The organism is Streptomyces apricus, from assembly GCF_008369065.1.
Lineage (GTDB): Bacteria > Actinomycetota > Actinomycetes > Streptomycetales > Streptomycetaceae > Streptomyces > Streptomyces apricus.
On record NZ_VDFC01000046.1, the window covers coordinates 284,177 to 299,881 of the forward strand.

Consider the following 15,705-nt stretch of genomic DNA (forward strand, 5'->3'; position numbering starts at 1 on the left):
ACCCCGTTTCCAGGGCTTGTCCCAGAGTGAAGGGCAGATTGCCCACGTGTTACTCACCCGTTCGCCACTAATCCCCACCGAAGTGGTTCATCGTTCGACTTGCATGTGTTAAGCACGCCGCCAGCGTTCGTCCTGAGCCAGGATCAAACTCTCCGTGAATGTTTACCCGTAATCGGGTGTCACATCACGAGAGCGGAACAACCGGACGGAATAAGACCGGTCGTTCACAGCGTCCTCGCTGATGCGCCTGCCAGCCGGTGAGCCGACAGGACTTTTTCAAAGGAACCTCCACCCACCACCATGCGGTGATGGACGGGGTATCAACATATCTGGCGTTGATTTTTGGCACGCTGTTGAGTTCTCAAGGAACGGACGCTTCCTTTGTACTCACCCTCTCGGGCTTTCCTCCGGGCTTTTCCCTTCGGTCTTGCTGTCTTGCGTCTCCGACTCTATCAGACCGTTTCCGGTTCCGATTCCCAGTCGGCGGGATTTGCCTTTCGGCCTCGCGGCCTTTCGACATTCACTACGTTAGCCGATCCTCTCGGCAACTCATAATCGAGTTCCGCGAGTTCGAATTCAGGCGTGCGGACACGCTGAATAGACCCTCGCTGAGAGGAAGTCGTAGGTAGTGGGTTGGCCGCTCCCGGCTGCTGACTGAACGCAGTACCCGGTTCAAGCGGCTCGGACTACATTACGGTCCGCCCAGGGACGCGTCAAGTTCGACGTTTACGAGGGACGTGGGCGCGGTAGGGGCTCACCGTCGGGTCGTCGCCGATCCAGAAGCGCCACGGGTGGACGCCCCCGTCGCCGGCCACTCCGGTGCGCGGACCACTGCGTACCTGGTCGGGGGTGACCGGGGTGCCCCGCAGCAGGCTGACCGGTGAATCCCCGGCGGCGCACGCGTCCGTACCGTCGAGGGAGCGGTCCACTCCCAGAGCGGTGGCCAGGCGGGCCGGCCCTTTGGCCAGTTCCCTGTCGTACCGGGCCGAAAGTCGACGTTTGCGGGCGGCTTCCGTGCCCGCGGTGATCTCGCCCGCGCGCAGCAGGACCCCGCTCGCCGTGCCCTCCGGGCCGCAGACCAGGTTCATGCAGTGCCACATGCCGTAGGTGAAGTAGACGTACACGTGTCCGGGCGGGCCGAACATCACCGCGTTGCGGGCCGTGCGGCCGCGGTAGGCGTGCGAACCGGGGTCGTTCGCACCGTCGTAGGCCTCAACCTCCGTGAGGCGCAGTTCGATCGGACCGTCCGGGTCCGTGCGCACGAGCACACGGCCCAGGAGGTCGGGGGCCACTTCGAGGACGGGTCGATCGAAGAAGTCCCGGGTGAGGGGCGTACGGTCAGGGGCCGCGATCATGGCTTCCGAGCTTAGTGCACACGTATGACTGCGTGCGGGGTGGTCAGGGAGCGCCCGCCTTGCCAGGGTGAGGGCGCGGAACCGGACCGGGCCGGATCGCGTATGTATGGATCAAGGATCCGATCCGGACCGAACGACAACGGGGCGTTGCCCGAAAGAGGAGAAGACATGGGGTTCAAGCGGCTGCTTGCGAGCCTGGGGGCCGGTGGGGCTTCGGTCGAGACGGAGCTGACCGAGGTCAACGTCGTTCCGGGCGGTGTCGTCCAGGGTGAGGTGCGGATCCAGGGCGGGTCCGTGAGCCAGCAGATCGAGGGACTGTCCGTCGGGCTGCAGGCCAAGGTGGAGGTCGAGGGCCACGACGACCAGGAGTACAAGCAGAACATCGAGTTCACGAAGCTCCAGCTCGGCGGGGCCTTCGAGCTGCAGGCCGACGGTGTGCACGCGGTGCCGTTCGGGCTGGAGATCCCGTGGGAGACGCCGATCACGAACATCGGCGGCCAGCCGCTGCGCGGCATGAACGTCGGTGTCACCACGGAGCTGGCGATCGCGCGCGCGGTGGACTCCGGTGACCTCGACCCGATCCAGGTGCACCCGCTGCCGGCGCAGCAGGCGCTGCTGGACGCCTTCATCCAGCTGGGCTTCCGCTTCAAGAGCGCGGACCTGGAGAAGGGGCACATCCGCGGTACGCGGCAGAAGCTGCCGTTCTACCAGGAGATCGAGTTCTTCCCGCCGCAGCAGTACCGCGGGCTCAACCAGGTCGAGCTGACCTTCGTCGCGGACGACCGCGAGATGGACGTCATCCTGGAGATGGACAAGAAGCCCGGTCTGTTCAGCGAGGGCAGCGACTCCTTCCGCTCCTTCCAGGTCGGTCTCCACGACTACCAGGGCACGGACTGGGCCGCCTACCTCAACCAGTGGCTGTCCGAGGTCGGCAGCCGGCGCAACTGGTTCTAGGCTCGGGGCGAGAGCCACCCAGAACCAGGAACCGATCAGGAGGTGCCGAGGTGACGCAGTCCACGAGGCCGCCGCTTCCCCACGACTTCCATCCCGCCGTGCCGTCCTTCACCGTCACGAGTGAGGACGTCGAGGCGGGCGGGACGCTGCAGGACGCCCAGGTGCAGGCGGCCGGCAACACCTCGCCGCAGCTGCGCTGGGAGGGTTTCCCGGCGGAGACCCGCAGTTTCGCCGTGACGTGCTTCGACCCGGACGCCCCCACGGGCAGCGGGTTCTGGCACTGGGTCGTCTTCGACATCCCGGTCTCGGTGACGGAACTGCCGACGGGTGCGGGCACGGGGAAGTTCGAGGGGCTGCCCGAGGGCGCGGTCCACGCGCGCAACGACTACGGGTCGAAGGACTTCGGGGGCGCCGCGCCTCCCCCGGGCGATCCGGCGCACCGGTACGTGTTCACGGTGTACGCGGTGGACCAGGAGAAGCTCGGTCCTGACGCGGACGCCTCACCGGCCGTCGTGGGCTTCAACCTGCGGTTCCACACGCTCGCGAGGGCGCACTTCGTCGCCGAGTACGCCGCTCCCGCGGAGAGCTGACCTTTCATCGAGTGTTTGCCCGTCTCTGGTCTTGGAATTGATCAGAGGCGGGCACTTTTATTGCGTTGTCCATCTCGGCGTGCCCGGCCAGAGTTGATCCACGCCCGCCAGGTGGTGGGCCGGTGCGCATGGGAGGTGGGCTGGATGCGGGACACGCTGGTGCTGAACGCGAGCTTCGAGCCGCTGTCTACGGTGACGTTGAACCGAGCCGTCGTTCTGGTGCTGCAGGACAAGGCCGTCGTCGAGCAGGCCCACCCGGAACTGCGCATGCGCGGAGCCGCGCTGGACATACCCGCGCCCCGGGTGATCAGGCTGTGCCGATACGTACGGGTGCCGTTCCGAAGACGAGCACCGTGGTCGAGGCGGGGCGTGCTGGTGCGGGACCGGCACCGGTGCGCGTACTGCGGGCGGCGGGCTACCACGGTGGACCACGTGGTGCCGCGGGCGCAGGGGGGTCAGGACTCGTGGCTGAACACGGTGGCCTCGTGTGCGGAGGACAACCACCGCAAGGCTGCGCGGACGCCTGCGCAGGCGGGGATGCCGTTGTTGCGGGAGCCGTTCGAGCCGACGCCTGCGGATGCGATGTTGCTGGCGTTGGGGCGGGACGAGTTCGAGGCGCTGCCGGAGTGGCTTGCGCAGTCGGCGTAGGCGTTTTGTTGGGTTTGGCGGGTGGGGTGCGTTGTCGGGTGCGGGTGCGTTGCGGCTGGTCGCGCAGTTCCCCGCGCCCCTAAAAGATTGCGCCGTTCCCCGCGCCCCTGAAGGCAAGAGACTGCGGCGTTCCTCGCGGCCCTGAGCGGTTGAAGGGGCTCTCCTCCTGTGAGGGGAGCCCCTTCTGGCGTTCTGGTCGGGTGAGGTCAGTCGACCGGGGGCTTTTCTCGGCGTTCTGTGCCGGCGGGGGGCTGGGGGCCGGCCATCGGGCCGAAGTTGCCCATCGCGCCGCTCAGGCCCTTGAGGGCGTCGCCGATCTCGCTGGGGACGATCCAGAGCTTGTTCGCGTCGCCCTCGGCGATCTTCGGGAGCATCTGGAGGTACTGGTAGGCGAGCAGCTTCTGGTCCGCGTCCCCGGCGTGGATGGACTCGAAGACCGTGCGGATCGCCTGCGCCTCGCCCTCGGCGCGCAGCGCGGCGGCCCTGGCCTCACCCTCGGCGCGGAGGATGGCGGACTGCTTCTCACCCTCGGCGGTGAGGATCTGGGACTGGCGGATACCTTCGGCGGTGAGGATCGCGGCGCGCTTGTCACGGTCGGCGCGCATCTGCTTCTCCATCGAGTCCTGGATGGAGGTGGGCGGCTCGATCGCCTTCAGCTCGACGCGGTTGACGCGGATGCCCCACTTGCCGGTGGCCTCGTCGAGGACGCCGCGCAGCGCCGCGTTGATCTCCTCGCGGGAGGTCAGCGTGCGCTCCAGGTCCATGCCGCCGATGATGTTGCGCAGCGTGGTGACGGTGAGCTGCTCGATCGCCTGGATGTAGCTGGCGACCTCGTAGGTCGCGGCGCGGGCGTCGGTCACCTGGTAGTAGATGACGGTGTCGATGTTCACGACCAGGTTGTCCTGGGTGATCACCGGCTGGGGCGGGAACGGCACGACCTGCTCGCGGAGGTCGATGCGGTTGCGGATCGAGTCGATGAACGGGACGACGATGTTGAGGCCCGCGTTGAGGGTGCGCGTGTAGCGGCCGAAGCGCTCGACGATGGCGGCGCTGGCCTGTGGGATGACTTGGATGGTCTTGATCAGCGCGATGAAGACCAACACCACCAGAATGATCAGGACGATGATGATCGGTTCCATCGTGGCTCCCCGTACCCTTCTCCGCCTCGGTGTTTCCGGAAGGTCCTGCAGTTGTGGAAGATCTTGCTGGACGAGTGTGTCAGACCACAACTCGCCTCGGGGGACGTTCCGTTCACCGGACGTCTCGGGAGTCACACAATGATCGCCGTGGCGCCCTCGATGTCCACCACGTCCACCTCCTGCCCCACCTCGTAGGCGCGGCCGGTGTCGAGGGAGCGGGCGGACCAGATCTCGCCGGCGAGTTTGATCCGGCCGCCGGATCCGTCGACCCGTTCCAGGACGACGGCCTGCTTGCCGCGCAAGGCGTCGATGCCGGTGGCCAGTTGGGGTCCGCGGGCCCGGTGCCGGGCCGCGACGGGGCGTACGACCGCGATGAGCGCGACCGAGACGGCGGTGAAGACCACGACCTGCAGGACGACACCGCCTCCGATCCCCGCGGTCACGGCGCCCGCGACGGCGCCGACGGCGAGCATTCCGAATTCCGGCATCGCGGTCACGACCAGCGGGATCCCGAGTCCGGCCGCGCCGATCAGCCACCACACCCATGCGTCGATGTCGTCCACATGGTCATGGTAGGTCCGCGGGTCCCGTCCCCGACAGGGCGCCGATCCGGTTGGGGCGGGTGTTTCCCGTCGTCAGCGCGGGGGTCAGGACAGGGGCAGGCCCTGGGCGGTCCAGCGGTCGCCGGTCTGGGTGACGACGAGCGGGAGGCCGAAGCACAGCGAGAGGTTGCGCGAGGTGAGTTCGAGCTCCAGGGGGCCCGCGGCGAGCACCTTGCCCTGGCGGATCATCAGGACGTGGGTGAAGCCCGGGGCGATCTCCTCGACGTGGTGCGTGACCATGATCATCGAGGGGGCGATCGGGTCGCGGGCGAGGCGGCCGAGGCGGCGTACGAGGTCCTCACGGCCGCCGAGGTCGAGGCCGGCGGCCGGCTCGTCGAGGAGCAGCAGCTCGGGGTCGGTCATCAGCGCGCGGGCGATGAGGGTGCGCTTGCGCTCGCCCTCGGAGAGGGTGCCGAAGCGGCGGTCCACGAAGTCGGTCATGCCGAGGCGGTCGAGGAAGGCGCGGGCGCGCTGCTCGTCGACGTCCTCGTAGTCCTCGTGCCAGCCGGCGGTCATTCCGTAGGCGGCGGTCAGCACCGTCTGCAGGACGGTCTGGCGCTTGGGGAGCTTCTCCGCCATGGCGATGCCGGCGACGCCGATGCGCGGGCGCAGCTCGAAGACGTCGACCTTGCCGAGGGTCTCGCCGAGGATCGTGGCGGTGCCCTTGCTGGGGAAGAGGTAGCTGGAGGCGAGGTTGAGGAGGGTCGTCTTCCCGGCGCCGTTGGGTCCGAGGATGACCCAGCGCTCGCCTTCCTTGACCGACCAGGAGACCTGGTCCACCAGAGCCCGGCCCTCTCGGACCACGGATACGTCCTCAAGCTCCAGAACATCGCTCATGAGCGCGCTGTCTCCCATTGCAGATTCGACCGTCGCTGACGTCTGTGGACGCAGCCCCCGAGGAAAACCTACGCCACCGGTCCACCCGGCCGGTCCATCGGCCGGGCCTTAAGCCGTTCCCTAAAGTGGGGGCATGCTTTCGGAACCACGTTCAGGACGGCTGGCGGCATGGGGGAACGCCCTGCTGGCCGGTCTCGTCTCGCCGGACGACGCGGTCGTCGCCGTCGTCGGTGAGGATGCCGTGCACCGGGTCGAGGGGCTGCCCGGTGAGACGGGGCCCGTCGGGCTCTCGCTCGCCCTGGGGCGGCTGCGCGCGCTGGGGGTGAGCGGCCTGCGGGTCGCGCTGCCCGCGCCCGGTCATCCGCTGGGGCTGAGCGGGCCGCCGGAGTTCAACGCGCGCGCCCTGGAGACCGGGGAGGCGGTGGTCTGCCACGGGGCCGCGCTGGGGCTGGTGCCCGAGGTGCGCGAGGCGGGTCCGCGGGGCGATGTGCATGTGGAGGTGGTCTGGCACTGTCTGGCCGTGCGCGAGGCGCCGCCCGCCGACGTGCCGTCCCTCGGTGAGGCCGAGCGGGAGCTCGCGGAGGCGTTGCGCGAGGCGACCGAGGTGCTGTCGCGGCTCGACGTGGCGGGTTCGGGGCCGGTGGCCGAGGCGGCGATCGACGCGTACCGGGCGCGGGCCGAGCGGGACGGGGAGGTGCTGGCTCCGGGGTATCCGCCGCGGGCGGTACGGGTGCTGGCGCTGTCCCGGCGGGTCGGGCTGCTCGTGTCGGTGGCGACCGGTGCCGGGCACGGCGGGGCGGTGAGCGCCTCCGAGATCGCCGCGCGGGCCGAGGCCCTGCGACCGGTCGAACGTACGGGCAGGAGGGCCCAGGTGGCCGCGTACAACGCGTTCGTGGAGGAACGGGAGCGGGGGGTGCGCTGACGCGATCCCGGCGGGCCGGGACCGCGTGCGCGGTGGCTTACCCGGCCGGCCCGGCTGGCCTGGCTCGCCGGGCAAGCCGGACGACAGGCGGGGCCCCGCCCGGGGGGGATGTCAGTCGTTGACGCCCGCGTTGCCGAAGGTCGGGTTCAGGAGACCGATCACGTTGATGCTGTCCCCGACGACGTTGACGGGGATGTGGATCGGGAGCTGGACCGCGTTGCCCGAGAGGACACCCGGGGACTTCACGGCCGCGGCGTCGGCGCCGGAGTCGGCGACGGCCGCACCGGCCGAGGCACCCGCTGCGATACCGGCGACGGTGACGGCCATGGCCGCCTTCTTGGCGATGTTCATGAGAAGCGTTCCTCCTGCGATTGCGTGTACGGCCCAGCCGCGGGCCGTAGCCTGAGCAACGCCCGGAGGGGCCGGACGGCACGGCGGGCAGGCGCGTTCTGCCCGTTCGGGTCAGTGGTCCGACTTGCCGAAAAACGCACCGGCTCCCGGGCGTGCCCGGGAGCCGGTGGTCGCCGCCGACCCGGGGCCGTACGTCAGTGGTTCAGACCGAAGTTGCCGAACGCCGGGTTCAGGACGCCGATGACGTTCACGGTGTTGCCGACCGCGTTCACCGGGATGTCGACCGGGACCTGGACGAGGTTGCCCGAGCCGACACCCGGCGAGCCCACGGCCTGGCCGCCGGCGTGCGCGCCGCCGTCGGTGGCGGAGGCGAAACCGGCACCGGCGGCGACGAGGCCACCGGCCAGCATGGTGACGGCTGCGGCCTTCTTCAGGTTCTTCACTGCTGAGCCCTCTCGTTGTGAACCACTGCGGCAAGAACGCCGCAGCACGCACTGGAGAACGGCCGGCGCCGGAGAAGGATGCGCCATTCGGGGGACATTCCCACGACGGTATGAATCTCAGTCCGGAGGAAAATACTCCGTTTCGTCGCCCCCGGGAGCGGCCGTCGTGAGGATCAGCAGGTCATCAGCCCGTCACACCGTGGCGTACGGCCCAGAGCGCGGCCTGGGTGCGGTCGGAGAGGTCGAGTTTCATCAGGATGTTCGAGACGTGCGTCTTGACGGTCTTCTCGGAGAGGACGAGCGCACGGGCTATCTCGCGGTTCGAGCGGCCGTCGGCGATCAGCCCCAGCACCTCCCGCTCGCGCTCGGTGAGCGAACCGCCCCTCCCCTGGCCGTGGCCGGTCTCCTCCTGGGACAGCAGCGCGCCCGCCACCTCGGGCTGGAGCAGGATGTGCCCCGCGTGGACCGAGCGGATGGCACCGGCGAGGGCGTCCGGGTCGATGTCCTTGTAGACGTAGCCCGCGGCGCCCGCCCGCAGGGCCGGGACCACCGTGCGCTGCTCGGTGAAGCTGGTGACGATCAGCACGCGCGCGGGGTGGTCGAGGCCGCGGAGCGTGCGCAGGGCCTCCACGCCGTCCGTGCCGGGCATCTTGACGTCCATGAGGATGACGTCGGGCCGCAGCTCCTCGGCCCGTGCGACCCCTTCGGCGCCGTCGGCGGCCTCCCCCACGACCTCGATGTCGTCCTGGACCTCGAGGAAGGTGCGCAGTCCCCGGCGGACCACCTGGTGGTCGTCGACGAGCAGCACCTTGATTGCGTCAGCCACCAGGGACCTCCATCTCGATCGTGGTGCCCTTGCCGGGCGCCGATTCCACGGTGAGCGCGCCCCCGACGCCGTTCGCCCGGTCCCGCATGGAGACCAGGCCCAGGTGCCGGCCCGCGCGGCGGGTCTCCCGGGGCTCGAAGCCGCACCCGTCGTCGCTGACGCGCAGGACGGCGCCGAGGCCGCGCTTCTCCAGGGTGACGTCGACGTGTGCCGCGCCCGAGTGCCGCAGCGCGTTGTGCAGCGCCTCCTGGGCGACGCGCAGCACGGCCTCCTCCTGGGCGGCGGGCAGGGCGCGGACGCCGCGGCCGTCGAAGGTGACGCGCGCGGAGTGGGCCCGGTCGAGGACCTGCACCTGGGTGCGCAGCGTGGCGACGAGGCCGTCCTCGTCCAGGGCGGCGGGGCGCAGCTCGACGACGGCGGCGCGCAGTTCCTCGGCGGCCTCCGCGGCGAGGGCCGCCACCTGCTGCAGCTCGTCCTTGGCGCGGACCGGGTCGCGGTCCACCAGGGCCGTGGCGGCCTGGGCGGTGAGGCGCAGGGAGAACAGCTTCTGGCTGACGGCGTCGTGCAGTTCGTGGGCGAGGCGGGAGCGTTCCTCGGCGATGGTCAGCTCGCGGCTGCGTTCGTACAGGCGGGCGTTGGTGAGGGCGATCGCGGCGTGCTGGGCGAGGATCCGCAGCAGTTCCTCGTCGTCCTCGGTGAAGCCGCAGCCGTCCCGCGGGCCGGCGCAGTTCTTGTTGGCCAGGAACAGGGCGCCGATGACCTCGTCGCCGTCGCGGACGGGCAGGCCCAGGAAGTCGGACATGTCCGGGTGGGCGGCGGGCCAGCCCTCGAAGCGCGGGTCCTTGCGCACGTCGGCGAGGCGCTCCGGGTGGGCGTCGCGGAGCATCGCGGCGAGGATGCCGTGCTGGCGCGGGAGCGGGCCGATGGCCTTCCATTGGGCGTCGCTGACGCCGTCGACGACGAACTGGGCGAAGCCCCCGTGGTCGTCGGGGACCCCCAGGGCCGCGTACTGCGCGTCGAGGAGCTCGCGGGCCGAGGCGACGATCGTCTTGAGGACGTCGCGCACCTCCAGGTGCCTGCTCATGGCCAGCAGCGCGGTGCTGACCGCGTACAGGCCCGCCGTGGGTCCTTGACTCATGGCCTCACGGTACCGGCGGGGTGTGACAGCGCGTATCGGGCCTGTGGCGGGCCGGTGCGGGCCGGTGGTCCTAGGCCGAAGGGCCCCATCGCACTGCGGCCCGCGCCGGAGGCGGCGGGGGGCTCCCGGTTCCTACGTTGAGGGCGGCCGCCGGTCGCGGTGGCCCGACGACGAGGGGACGGACCATGCCGGTGGCGATCATCACGGGGGCTTCGAAGGGGCTGGGACGGGCACTCGCCGGCGCCCTGGCGGAGCGCGGCTGGGACCTGGTGCTCGACGCCAGGGCGGCACCGCTCCTCCAGGAGGCGGCGGTGGCCCTCGGCGGGCACGGGGTGCGGGMGCGGGCGCTGCCCGGGGACGTCGCGGACGGCGCGCACCGGGCGGCCCTGGTGGCGGCGGCCCGGGAGCTGGGCGGTGTCGACCTCCTGGTGAACAACGCGAGCGCGCTGGGTGCCGAACCGCTCGTACGGCTGGAGGAGCTGGCCCTGGACGGGCTGCGGCGGGCGTTCGAGGTGAACGCGGTCGCGGCGCTGGGGCTGGTGCAGGAGGCGCTGCCGCTGCTGCGGCAGTCGCCGTCGGGCGCGGTGATCGGTGTCAGCTCGGACGCGGCCGTGGAGGCGTACGAGACCTGGGGCGGTTACGGGGCCTCCAAGGCGGCGCTCGACCACCTCTCGGCCGTGCTGGCGCGGGAGGAGCCGGGGCTGCGGGTCTGGGCGGTGGATCCGGGCGACATGGGCACGGACCTGTACGCGGCGGCCGTACCGGACGACGACGGTCCGCGGCCCGGTCCGGCGAGCGTCGTGCCGGCCTTCCTGGGGCTGCTCGACGGACGGCCCGCGAGCGGCCGGTACACGGCGGCGGCCCTGCTGGAGGTGGCTCCGTGAGCCGCGCCGGCGGGGTGCGGCGGGCGGCGCGCGGGCGCCGCGGGGCCGGGTCGCCGCCGGAGCGGCGATGACGGCCGTCGTGGGGGCGTCGCCGTCCGGCCGCGGCCGGGCGGGGTGCGAGGTCCCGGCGGAGCTGTCGGCCCGGGTGCCGGCCGAGCAGCGGGGGCCGGGGCTCGACCGGGACGCCGTGCGGCTGCTCGTCTCGCGCGGGACCGAGGTGTCCCACCACGCCTTCGGGGAGCRGCCGGGCCTCCTGCGGGCCGGGGACCTGCTCATCGTGAACACGTCGACGACACTGGCGGCCGCGGTGGACGGGATGACGGGGCACGCGCGCGTGGTGGTGCACTTCTCCACGCGCGGCGACGACGGGCGCTGGGCCGTGGAGCTGCGGGAGCCCGACGGGAGGGGCACCACCCGCGCGCGTGGGGGCGGGCCCGCGGGGACGGAGGTACGGCTTCCGGGGGACGTGCGGCTCGTACTGGAGGAGCCGCTGAGCGACCGGGGTGCGCGGCTGTGGTGGGGGCGGGTCTCGGATCCCGACGTCCCGGGGCTGCTGCGGCGGCACGGCAGGCCCATCCGCTACTCGTACACGGAGCGGGACCAGCCGCTGTCGGCGTACCGCACGGTGTTCGCACTGCCGTCGGCGGACGGGTCGGGCAGTGCCGAGATGCCGAGCGCGGCGCGGCCCTTCACCGCACGTCTGGTGGCGGAGCTGGTGAGCCGGGGGTGCAGTTCGCGCCGGTCACCCTGCACACCGGGGTCGCCTCGGCGGAGGCGCACGAGCCGCCGTACCCGGAGCGTTTCGCGGTGCCCGCGGCGTCGGCGCGGCTGATCGGCGCGGCGAGGGCCGGCGGCGGCCGGGTGATCGGGGTGGGCACCACGGCGGTGCGGGCCGTGGAGTCGGCGGCCGGTCCCGACGGGGTGGTGCGGGCGGTGCGGGGCTGGACCGATCTGGTGGTGACGCCGGAGCGCGGGGTACGGGTCGTCGACGGGCTGCTCACCGGGCTGCACGAGCCGGCGGCCTCGCACCTGCTGATGCTGGAGGCGGTCGCCGGGCGGCGGGCCGTCGACCGCGGGTACGAGGAGGCGCTGCGCGGGCGCTACCTGTGGCACGAGTTCGGCGACGTCCATCTCCTCCTGCGGGAGGAGGGCCTTCACACAGAGCATTGCTCGGGCAACACTGAGTGAGAGTCAGGGGCGTCCGATGTGAGCCCGCGCATAGGGCACACATCACGTACGAACGGACATAGGAGACAACCGGACTCGCGGTGAGCGGGACAGACATAGTGTTCTGTCCCGTTTTGCCTGCCTGATCCACTACCCGGGATCGTACGTCACATCTTTGCCTCGGAAAATTGCGCCCGCTAACAATGGCTCTCGTCGCTCGGCGCCGGGTGCGGTTACCCACGGCGCTGGATCCGGAAACATCCTGTCCCCACCGGACGCAGAGCGGCCTCCGCGCTATCGAAGAGGTCCTCCAGCCATGCCCAAGCAGTACAGCATTCCTGGTCGCATCCCCGCCCTGACCAAGGCCCACAAGCTCTCCTTCGCGGGCGTCGCCGCGCTCGGCGCCGCCGCCCTCACGTTCTCCCTCGCGCCCGCCGACACGCAGGGCACCCGGGTCGCAGCCGACCCCGTCGCCGCCGCTCCGGTCACCGTCTCCTCGGAGCAGCTGAAGGTGAAGACCGTCGGTCTCAGCGGACAGCTGGCCGACGCCCAGGCCGCCGCCGCGAAGAAGAAGGCGGCCGACGCCGCCGCGAAGAAGAAGGCCGCCGCGGACGCCGCGAAGAAGGCCGAGGCCGCCCGCAAGGCGAAGGAGGCGGCGAGCCGCTCCACCCAGCGCGCCGCGGTCAAGCCGGTGGCCGCGAAGACCTACGCGAACAACCTCGACGGCTGGATACGCCAGTCGCTGGACATCATGAAGAAGCACGGCATCCCGGGCACGTACGACGGGCTGCACCGCAACATCATGCGGGAGTCCTCGGGCAACCCGAACGCGATCAACGGCTGGGACATCAACGCCATCAACGGCGTCCCCTCGATCGGCCTGCTGCAGGTCATCAAGCCGACCTTCGACGCCTACCACGTCGCCGGCACCGTCCACAGCCAGTACAACCCGGTCGCCAACATCACCGCCGCCGCCAACTACGCGGCGCACCGGTACGGCTCGATCGACAACGTCAACAGCGCGTACTGAGCTCTGCGCGGACCTCTGACGCGTACGCCGAAAGGGCGGCACCCCACCGGGGATGCCGCCCTTCGCGCGTGCTCGGACCGAGCCCCTACTTGCGCATGACCTCCGGCTCGTGGCGGCGCAGGAAGCGGGCCACGAAGAAGGCGCAGACGGCGGCGAGGGCGAACAGGGCCGCCATGTCCAGGGCCCAGGTCAGCGCCTCGTGCTCCCAGAGCGGGTCCGCCTCGGCCGTGTTGTGCGGGTTGATCTTGTTGAAGTCGAGCGTGGCCCCGGAGGCACCGACCGCCCAGCGCGACGGCATCAGGTACGAGAACTGGTTGACGCCCAGCGCGCCGTTCAGCGGGAACAGGCACCCGGTGAACACGACCTGGATGATCGCGAACATCACCAGCAGCGGCATGGTCTTCTCGGCGGTCTTCACCAGCGAGGAGATGACCAGGCCGAACATCATCGAGGTGAAGCCGAGCGCCATGATCGGCAGGGAGAGCTCGACCGCGACCGCGCCGCCGAGGATCAGGCCCTCGTCGGGGATCGTCCGGCTGGTGAAGCCGATCGCGCCGACCAGCGCGCCCTGGAACATGGTGATGGCGCCGAGGACGATGACCTTGGACATCAGGTACGCGGAGCGCGACAGGCCGGTCGCGCGCTCCCGTTCGTAGATGACCCGTTCCTTGATCAGCTCACGGACCGAGTTCGCCGCGCCCGCGAAGCAGGCGCCCACCGCGAGGATCAGCAGGACCGTCGCGGCCGTGCTGTTCGGGACGGGCAGGCCGTTCGGCTGCAGCTTCTCGTTCACCAGCAGCGTCTTGTCCGGCTCGATGAGCAGGCTGACCGCGCCGAGCACCGCGGGCAGGATCACCGTCAGCGCCAGGAAGCCCTTGTCGGACGCGATGACCGACACGTACCGCCGGACCAGGGTGCCCAGCTGGGACATCCAGCCCTGCGGCTTGGGCTGGCGCATCGCCTGCGGCGGCGGCATGTGTACGGACTGCGGGGCGACCGCGTCGATGTCCGCGGCGTACATCTGGTAGTGCTGCGAGCCCTTCCAGCGGCCCGCCCAGTCGTAGTCGCGGTAGTTCTCGAAGGCGGAGAAGACGTCGGCCCAGGTGTCGTAGCCGAAGAAGTTCAGCGCCTCCTCGGGCGGGCCGAAATAAGCCACCGAGCCGCCGGGCGCCATGACCAGAAGTTTGTCGCAGATGGCGAGCTCGGCCACGGAGTGCGTGACGACGAGGACGGTGCGGCCGTCGTCGGCGAGGCCGCGCAGCAGCTGCATGACGTCGCGGTCCATGCCCGGGTCGAGGCCGGAGGTCGGCTCGTCCAGGAAGATCAGCGACGGCTTGGTCAGCAGCTCCAGGGCGACCGAGACGCGCTTGCGCTGGCCGCCGGAGAGGGAGGTGACCTTCTTGTCCTTGTGGATGTCCAGCTTGAGCTCGCGCAGCACCTCGTCGATGCGGGCGTCGCGCTCCTGCGTCGTGGTGTCCGCGGGGAAGCGCAGCTTGGCCGCGTACTTGAGGGCCTTCTTGACGCTCAGTTCCTTGTGCAGGATGTCGTCCTGCGGAACCAGGCCGATGCGCTGGCGCAGCTCGGCGAACTGCTTGTACAGGTTTCGGTTGTCGTAGAGGACGTCGCCCTCGTTGGCGGGGCGGTAGCCCGTGAGCGCCTTCAGGAGCGTCGACTTGCCGGAGCCCGACGGACCGATGACCGCGATGAGCGACTTCTCCGGTACGCCGAAGGAGACGTCCTTGAGGATCTGCTTGCCGCCGTCGACCGTGACGGTCAGGTGGCGGGCCGAGAAGGAGACCTCACCGGTGTCGACGAACTCTTCGAGGCGGTCGCCCACCACGCGGAACGTCGAGTGACCGACGCCGACGATGTCGTTCGGCCCGAGCAGCGCGGAGCCGCCCTTGGCGATCGGCATGCCGTTGACGAACGTGCCGTTGTGCGAGCCGAGGTCGCGGATCTCGGCCCGTCCGTCGGGCGTCGCGTGGAACTCGGCGTGGTGGCGCGAGACCTGCAGGTCGGAGACGACCAGCTCGTTCTCCAGCGCACGGCCGATGCGCATCACGCGGCCCAGCGACATCTGGTGGAACGTGGTCGGGCTGCGGTCGCCGTAGACCGGCGGCGCCCCCGCGCCGGCGCCGGGACCCTGCTGCGGCGGGATGTGCCCGCCCTGCTGCGGCGGCCGGCCCTGCTCGGGCGCCTGCTGCTGCGGCGCCTGCTGGGCCCAGCCGCCGGCCGCGGGCGCGGCGCCCTGGGCGGCGTACGGCTGCTGCTGGGACCGGGCCTGCTGCGGCGCGGCGGCCCCGGCGCCCGTCAGGCTCACACGGGGCCCGTCGGTCGCGTTGCCCAGGTGGACGGCCGAGCCGGGGCCGATCTCCATCTGGTGGATCCGCTGCCCCTGCACGAACGTGCCGTTGGTGCTGCCGTGGTCCTCTATGACCCAGCCGCGCCCGCTCCAGCTGATCGTGGCGTGCCGCCAGGACACCCTGGCGTCGTCGAGCACGACGTCTCCCTGCGGATCGCGTCCGAGGGTGTATGGCCTGGACGCGTCGAGCGTCCAGGTCCGTCCGTTCAATTCCAGTACGAGTTCCGGCACTCCATGCCCCACTGTGTTGTCCCCCGATTTACCCCCAACACAGGGAGTCTAGGGATGTCGAACATCGTGGGGAACTATTTCAGTAGGAGCCCCCTGACCGAAAGTCGGGCCTCGCGAAGACGGCGTACGGGCGGCTTGTCCGTTTCCGTTGACGGGGTTGAAACCGGCCCGGAGAGTGGTAATCCCACGCGAGGGGGACACCGCGGCGGAGGCGTCGCGGGTGCGG

At 70.7% G+C, this 15,705-nt stretch carries 15 protein-coding genes and 1 pseudogene; 7 read left to right on the plus strand and 9 right to left on the minus strand.

Translation table 11 applies throughout. The features are described from left to right. Positions 1-713 precede the first annotated feature (713 nt). Positions 714-1,355 carry a DNA-3-methyladenine glycosylase gene (locus FGF04_RS21325; RefSeq protein ID WP_149512909.1) on the minus strand — a complete coding sequence of 214 codons (642 nt, stop codon included), beginning with the start codon at positions 1,353-1,355 and terminating at the stop codon, positions 714-716. A gap of 168 nt (positions 1,356-1,523) precedes the next feature. Between FGF04_RS21325 and FGF04_RS21330 the strand changes: the two genes are divergently transcribed. The 3 genes from FGF04_RS21330 (at position 1,524) to FGF04_RS21340 (ending at position 3,547) form a co-directional block, all read left to right on the plus strand. After that, entirely contained in the window at positions 1,524-2,309 is a 786-nt protein-coding gene (locus tag FGF04_RS21330) for a sporulation protein (RefSeq protein WP_149512910.1), read from the plus strand. Between the two features lie 50 nt (positions 2,310-2,359). Further along, the gene (locus FGF04_RS21335; RefSeq protein ID WP_149512911.1) at positions 2,360-2,899 is read left to right on the plus strand and encodes a YbhB/YbcL family Raf kinase inhibitor-like protein; all 540 of its coding nucleotides are present in this window, start codon (positions 2,360-2,362) and stop codon (positions 2,897-2,899) included. 144 nt (positions 2,900-3,043) lie between these two features. Next, on the plus strand, positions 3,044-3,547 hold the full coding sequence (locus FGF04_RS21340) for an HNH endonuclease (RefSeq protein WP_149512912.1): 504 nt from the start codon (positions 3,044-3,046) through the stop codon (positions 3,545-3,547). 206 nt (positions 3,548-3,753) lie between these two features. Here FGF04_RS21340 and FGF04_RS21345 read toward each other — a convergent pair whose 3' ends face one another. The 3 genes from FGF04_RS21345 to FGF04_RS21355 all read right to left on the minus strand — a co-directional run bounded on the left by FGF04_RS21345 (position 3,754) and on the right by FGF04_RS21355 (position 6,125). Further along, positions 3,754-4,686 carry an SPFH domain-containing protein gene (locus FGF04_RS21345; RefSeq protein ID WP_149512913.1) on the minus strand — a complete coding sequence of 311 codons (933 nt, stop codon included), beginning with the start codon at positions 4,684-4,686 and terminating at the stop codon, positions 3,754-3,756. A gap of 131 nt (positions 4,687-4,817) precedes the next feature. Further along, positions 4,818-5,249: an NfeD family protein gene (locus FGF04_RS21350; RefSeq protein ID WP_149512914.1), complete on the minus strand. Its 432-nt coding sequence runs from the start codon at positions 5,247-5,249 to the stop codon at positions 4,818-4,820. An 84-nt stretch (positions 5,250-5,333) separates the two neighbouring features. Beyond that, positions 5,334-6,125, minus strand: coding sequence for an ABC transporter ATP-binding protein (locus FGF04_RS21355; RefSeq protein ID WP_149512915.1), 792 nt, complete (start codon positions 6,123-6,125; stop codon positions 5,334-5,336). Between the two features lie 133 nt (positions 6,126-6,258). On the opposite strand from FGF04_RS21355, the gene FGF04_RS21360 reads away from it, so the two are divergent. Next, positions 6,259-7,047 (plus strand): hypothetical protein, encoded by a 789-nt coding sequence (locus FGF04_RS21360; protein ID WP_149512916.1) that lies wholly within the window; start codon positions 6,259-6,261, stop codon positions 7,045-7,047. A gap of 111 nt (positions 7,048-7,158) precedes the next feature. Here FGF04_RS21360 and FGF04_RS21365 read toward each other — a convergent pair whose 3' ends face one another. From FGF04_RS21365 to FGF04_RS21380, 4 genes are all read right to left on the minus strand, one after another. Then, positions 7,159-7,398 (minus strand): chaplin, encoded by a 240-nt coding sequence (locus tag FGF04_RS21365; RefSeq protein ID WP_149512917.1) that lies wholly within the window; start codon positions 7,396-7,398, stop codon positions 7,159-7,161. A gap of 194 nt (positions 7,399-7,592) precedes the next feature. After that, positions 7,593-7,841, minus strand: a complete 249-nt coding sequence (chpE, locus tag FGF04_RS21370) for a chaplin ChpE (protein WP_149512918.1) — start codon at positions 7,839-7,841, stop codon at positions 7,593-7,595. 184 nt (positions 7,842-8,025) lie between these two features. Further along, entirely contained in the window at positions 8,026-8,667 is a 642-nt protein-coding gene (locus tag FGF04_RS21375) for a response regulator (RefSeq protein ID WP_149512919.1), read from the minus strand. Continuing rightward, positions 8,660-9,805, minus strand: coding sequence for a GAF domain-containing sensor histidine kinase (locus tag FGF04_RS21380; RefSeq protein ID WP_149512920.1), 1,146 nt, complete (start codon positions 9,803-9,805; stop codon positions 8,660-8,662). Before FGF04_RS21380 ends, FGF04_RS21375 begins: the two co-directional genes overlap by 8 nt. Positions 9,806-9,990: 185 nt before the next feature. On the opposite strand from FGF04_RS21380, the gene FGF04_RS21385 reads away from it, so the two are divergent. The 3 genes and pseudogenes from FGF04_RS21385 to FGF04_RS21395 all read left to right on the plus strand — a co-directional run bounded on the left by FGF04_RS21385 (position 9,991) and on the right by FGF04_RS21395 (position 12,886). Next, positions 9,991-10,689, plus strand: a complete 699-nt coding sequence (locus FGF04_RS21385; protein ID WP_149512921.1) for an SDR family NAD(P)-dependent oxidoreductase — start codon at positions 9,991-9,993, stop codon at positions 10,687-10,689. Positions 10,690-10,756: 67 nt separating this feature from the next. Further along, positions 10,757-11,877, plus strand: a pseudogene (locus FGF04_RS21390) (S-adenosylmethionine:tRNA ribosyltransferase-isomerase). 295 nt (positions 11,878-12,172) lie between these two features. Then, complete coding sequence (locus FGF04_RS21395; protein ID WP_149512922.1) at positions 12,173-12,886, plus strand: transglycosylase SLT domain-containing protein; 714 nt, start codon at positions 12,173-12,175, stop codon at positions 12,884-12,886. Between the two features lie 85 nt (positions 12,887-12,971). On the opposite strand, the gene FGF04_RS21400 is transcribed toward FGF04_RS21395, so the two are convergent. Further along, positions 12,972-15,479 (minus strand): ABC transporter ATP-binding protein/permease, encoded by a 2,508-nt coding sequence (locus tag FGF04_RS21400; RefSeq protein WP_149512923.1) that lies wholly within the window; start codon positions 15,477-15,479, stop codon positions 12,972-12,974. Positions 15,480-15,705 lie beyond the last annotated feature (226 nt).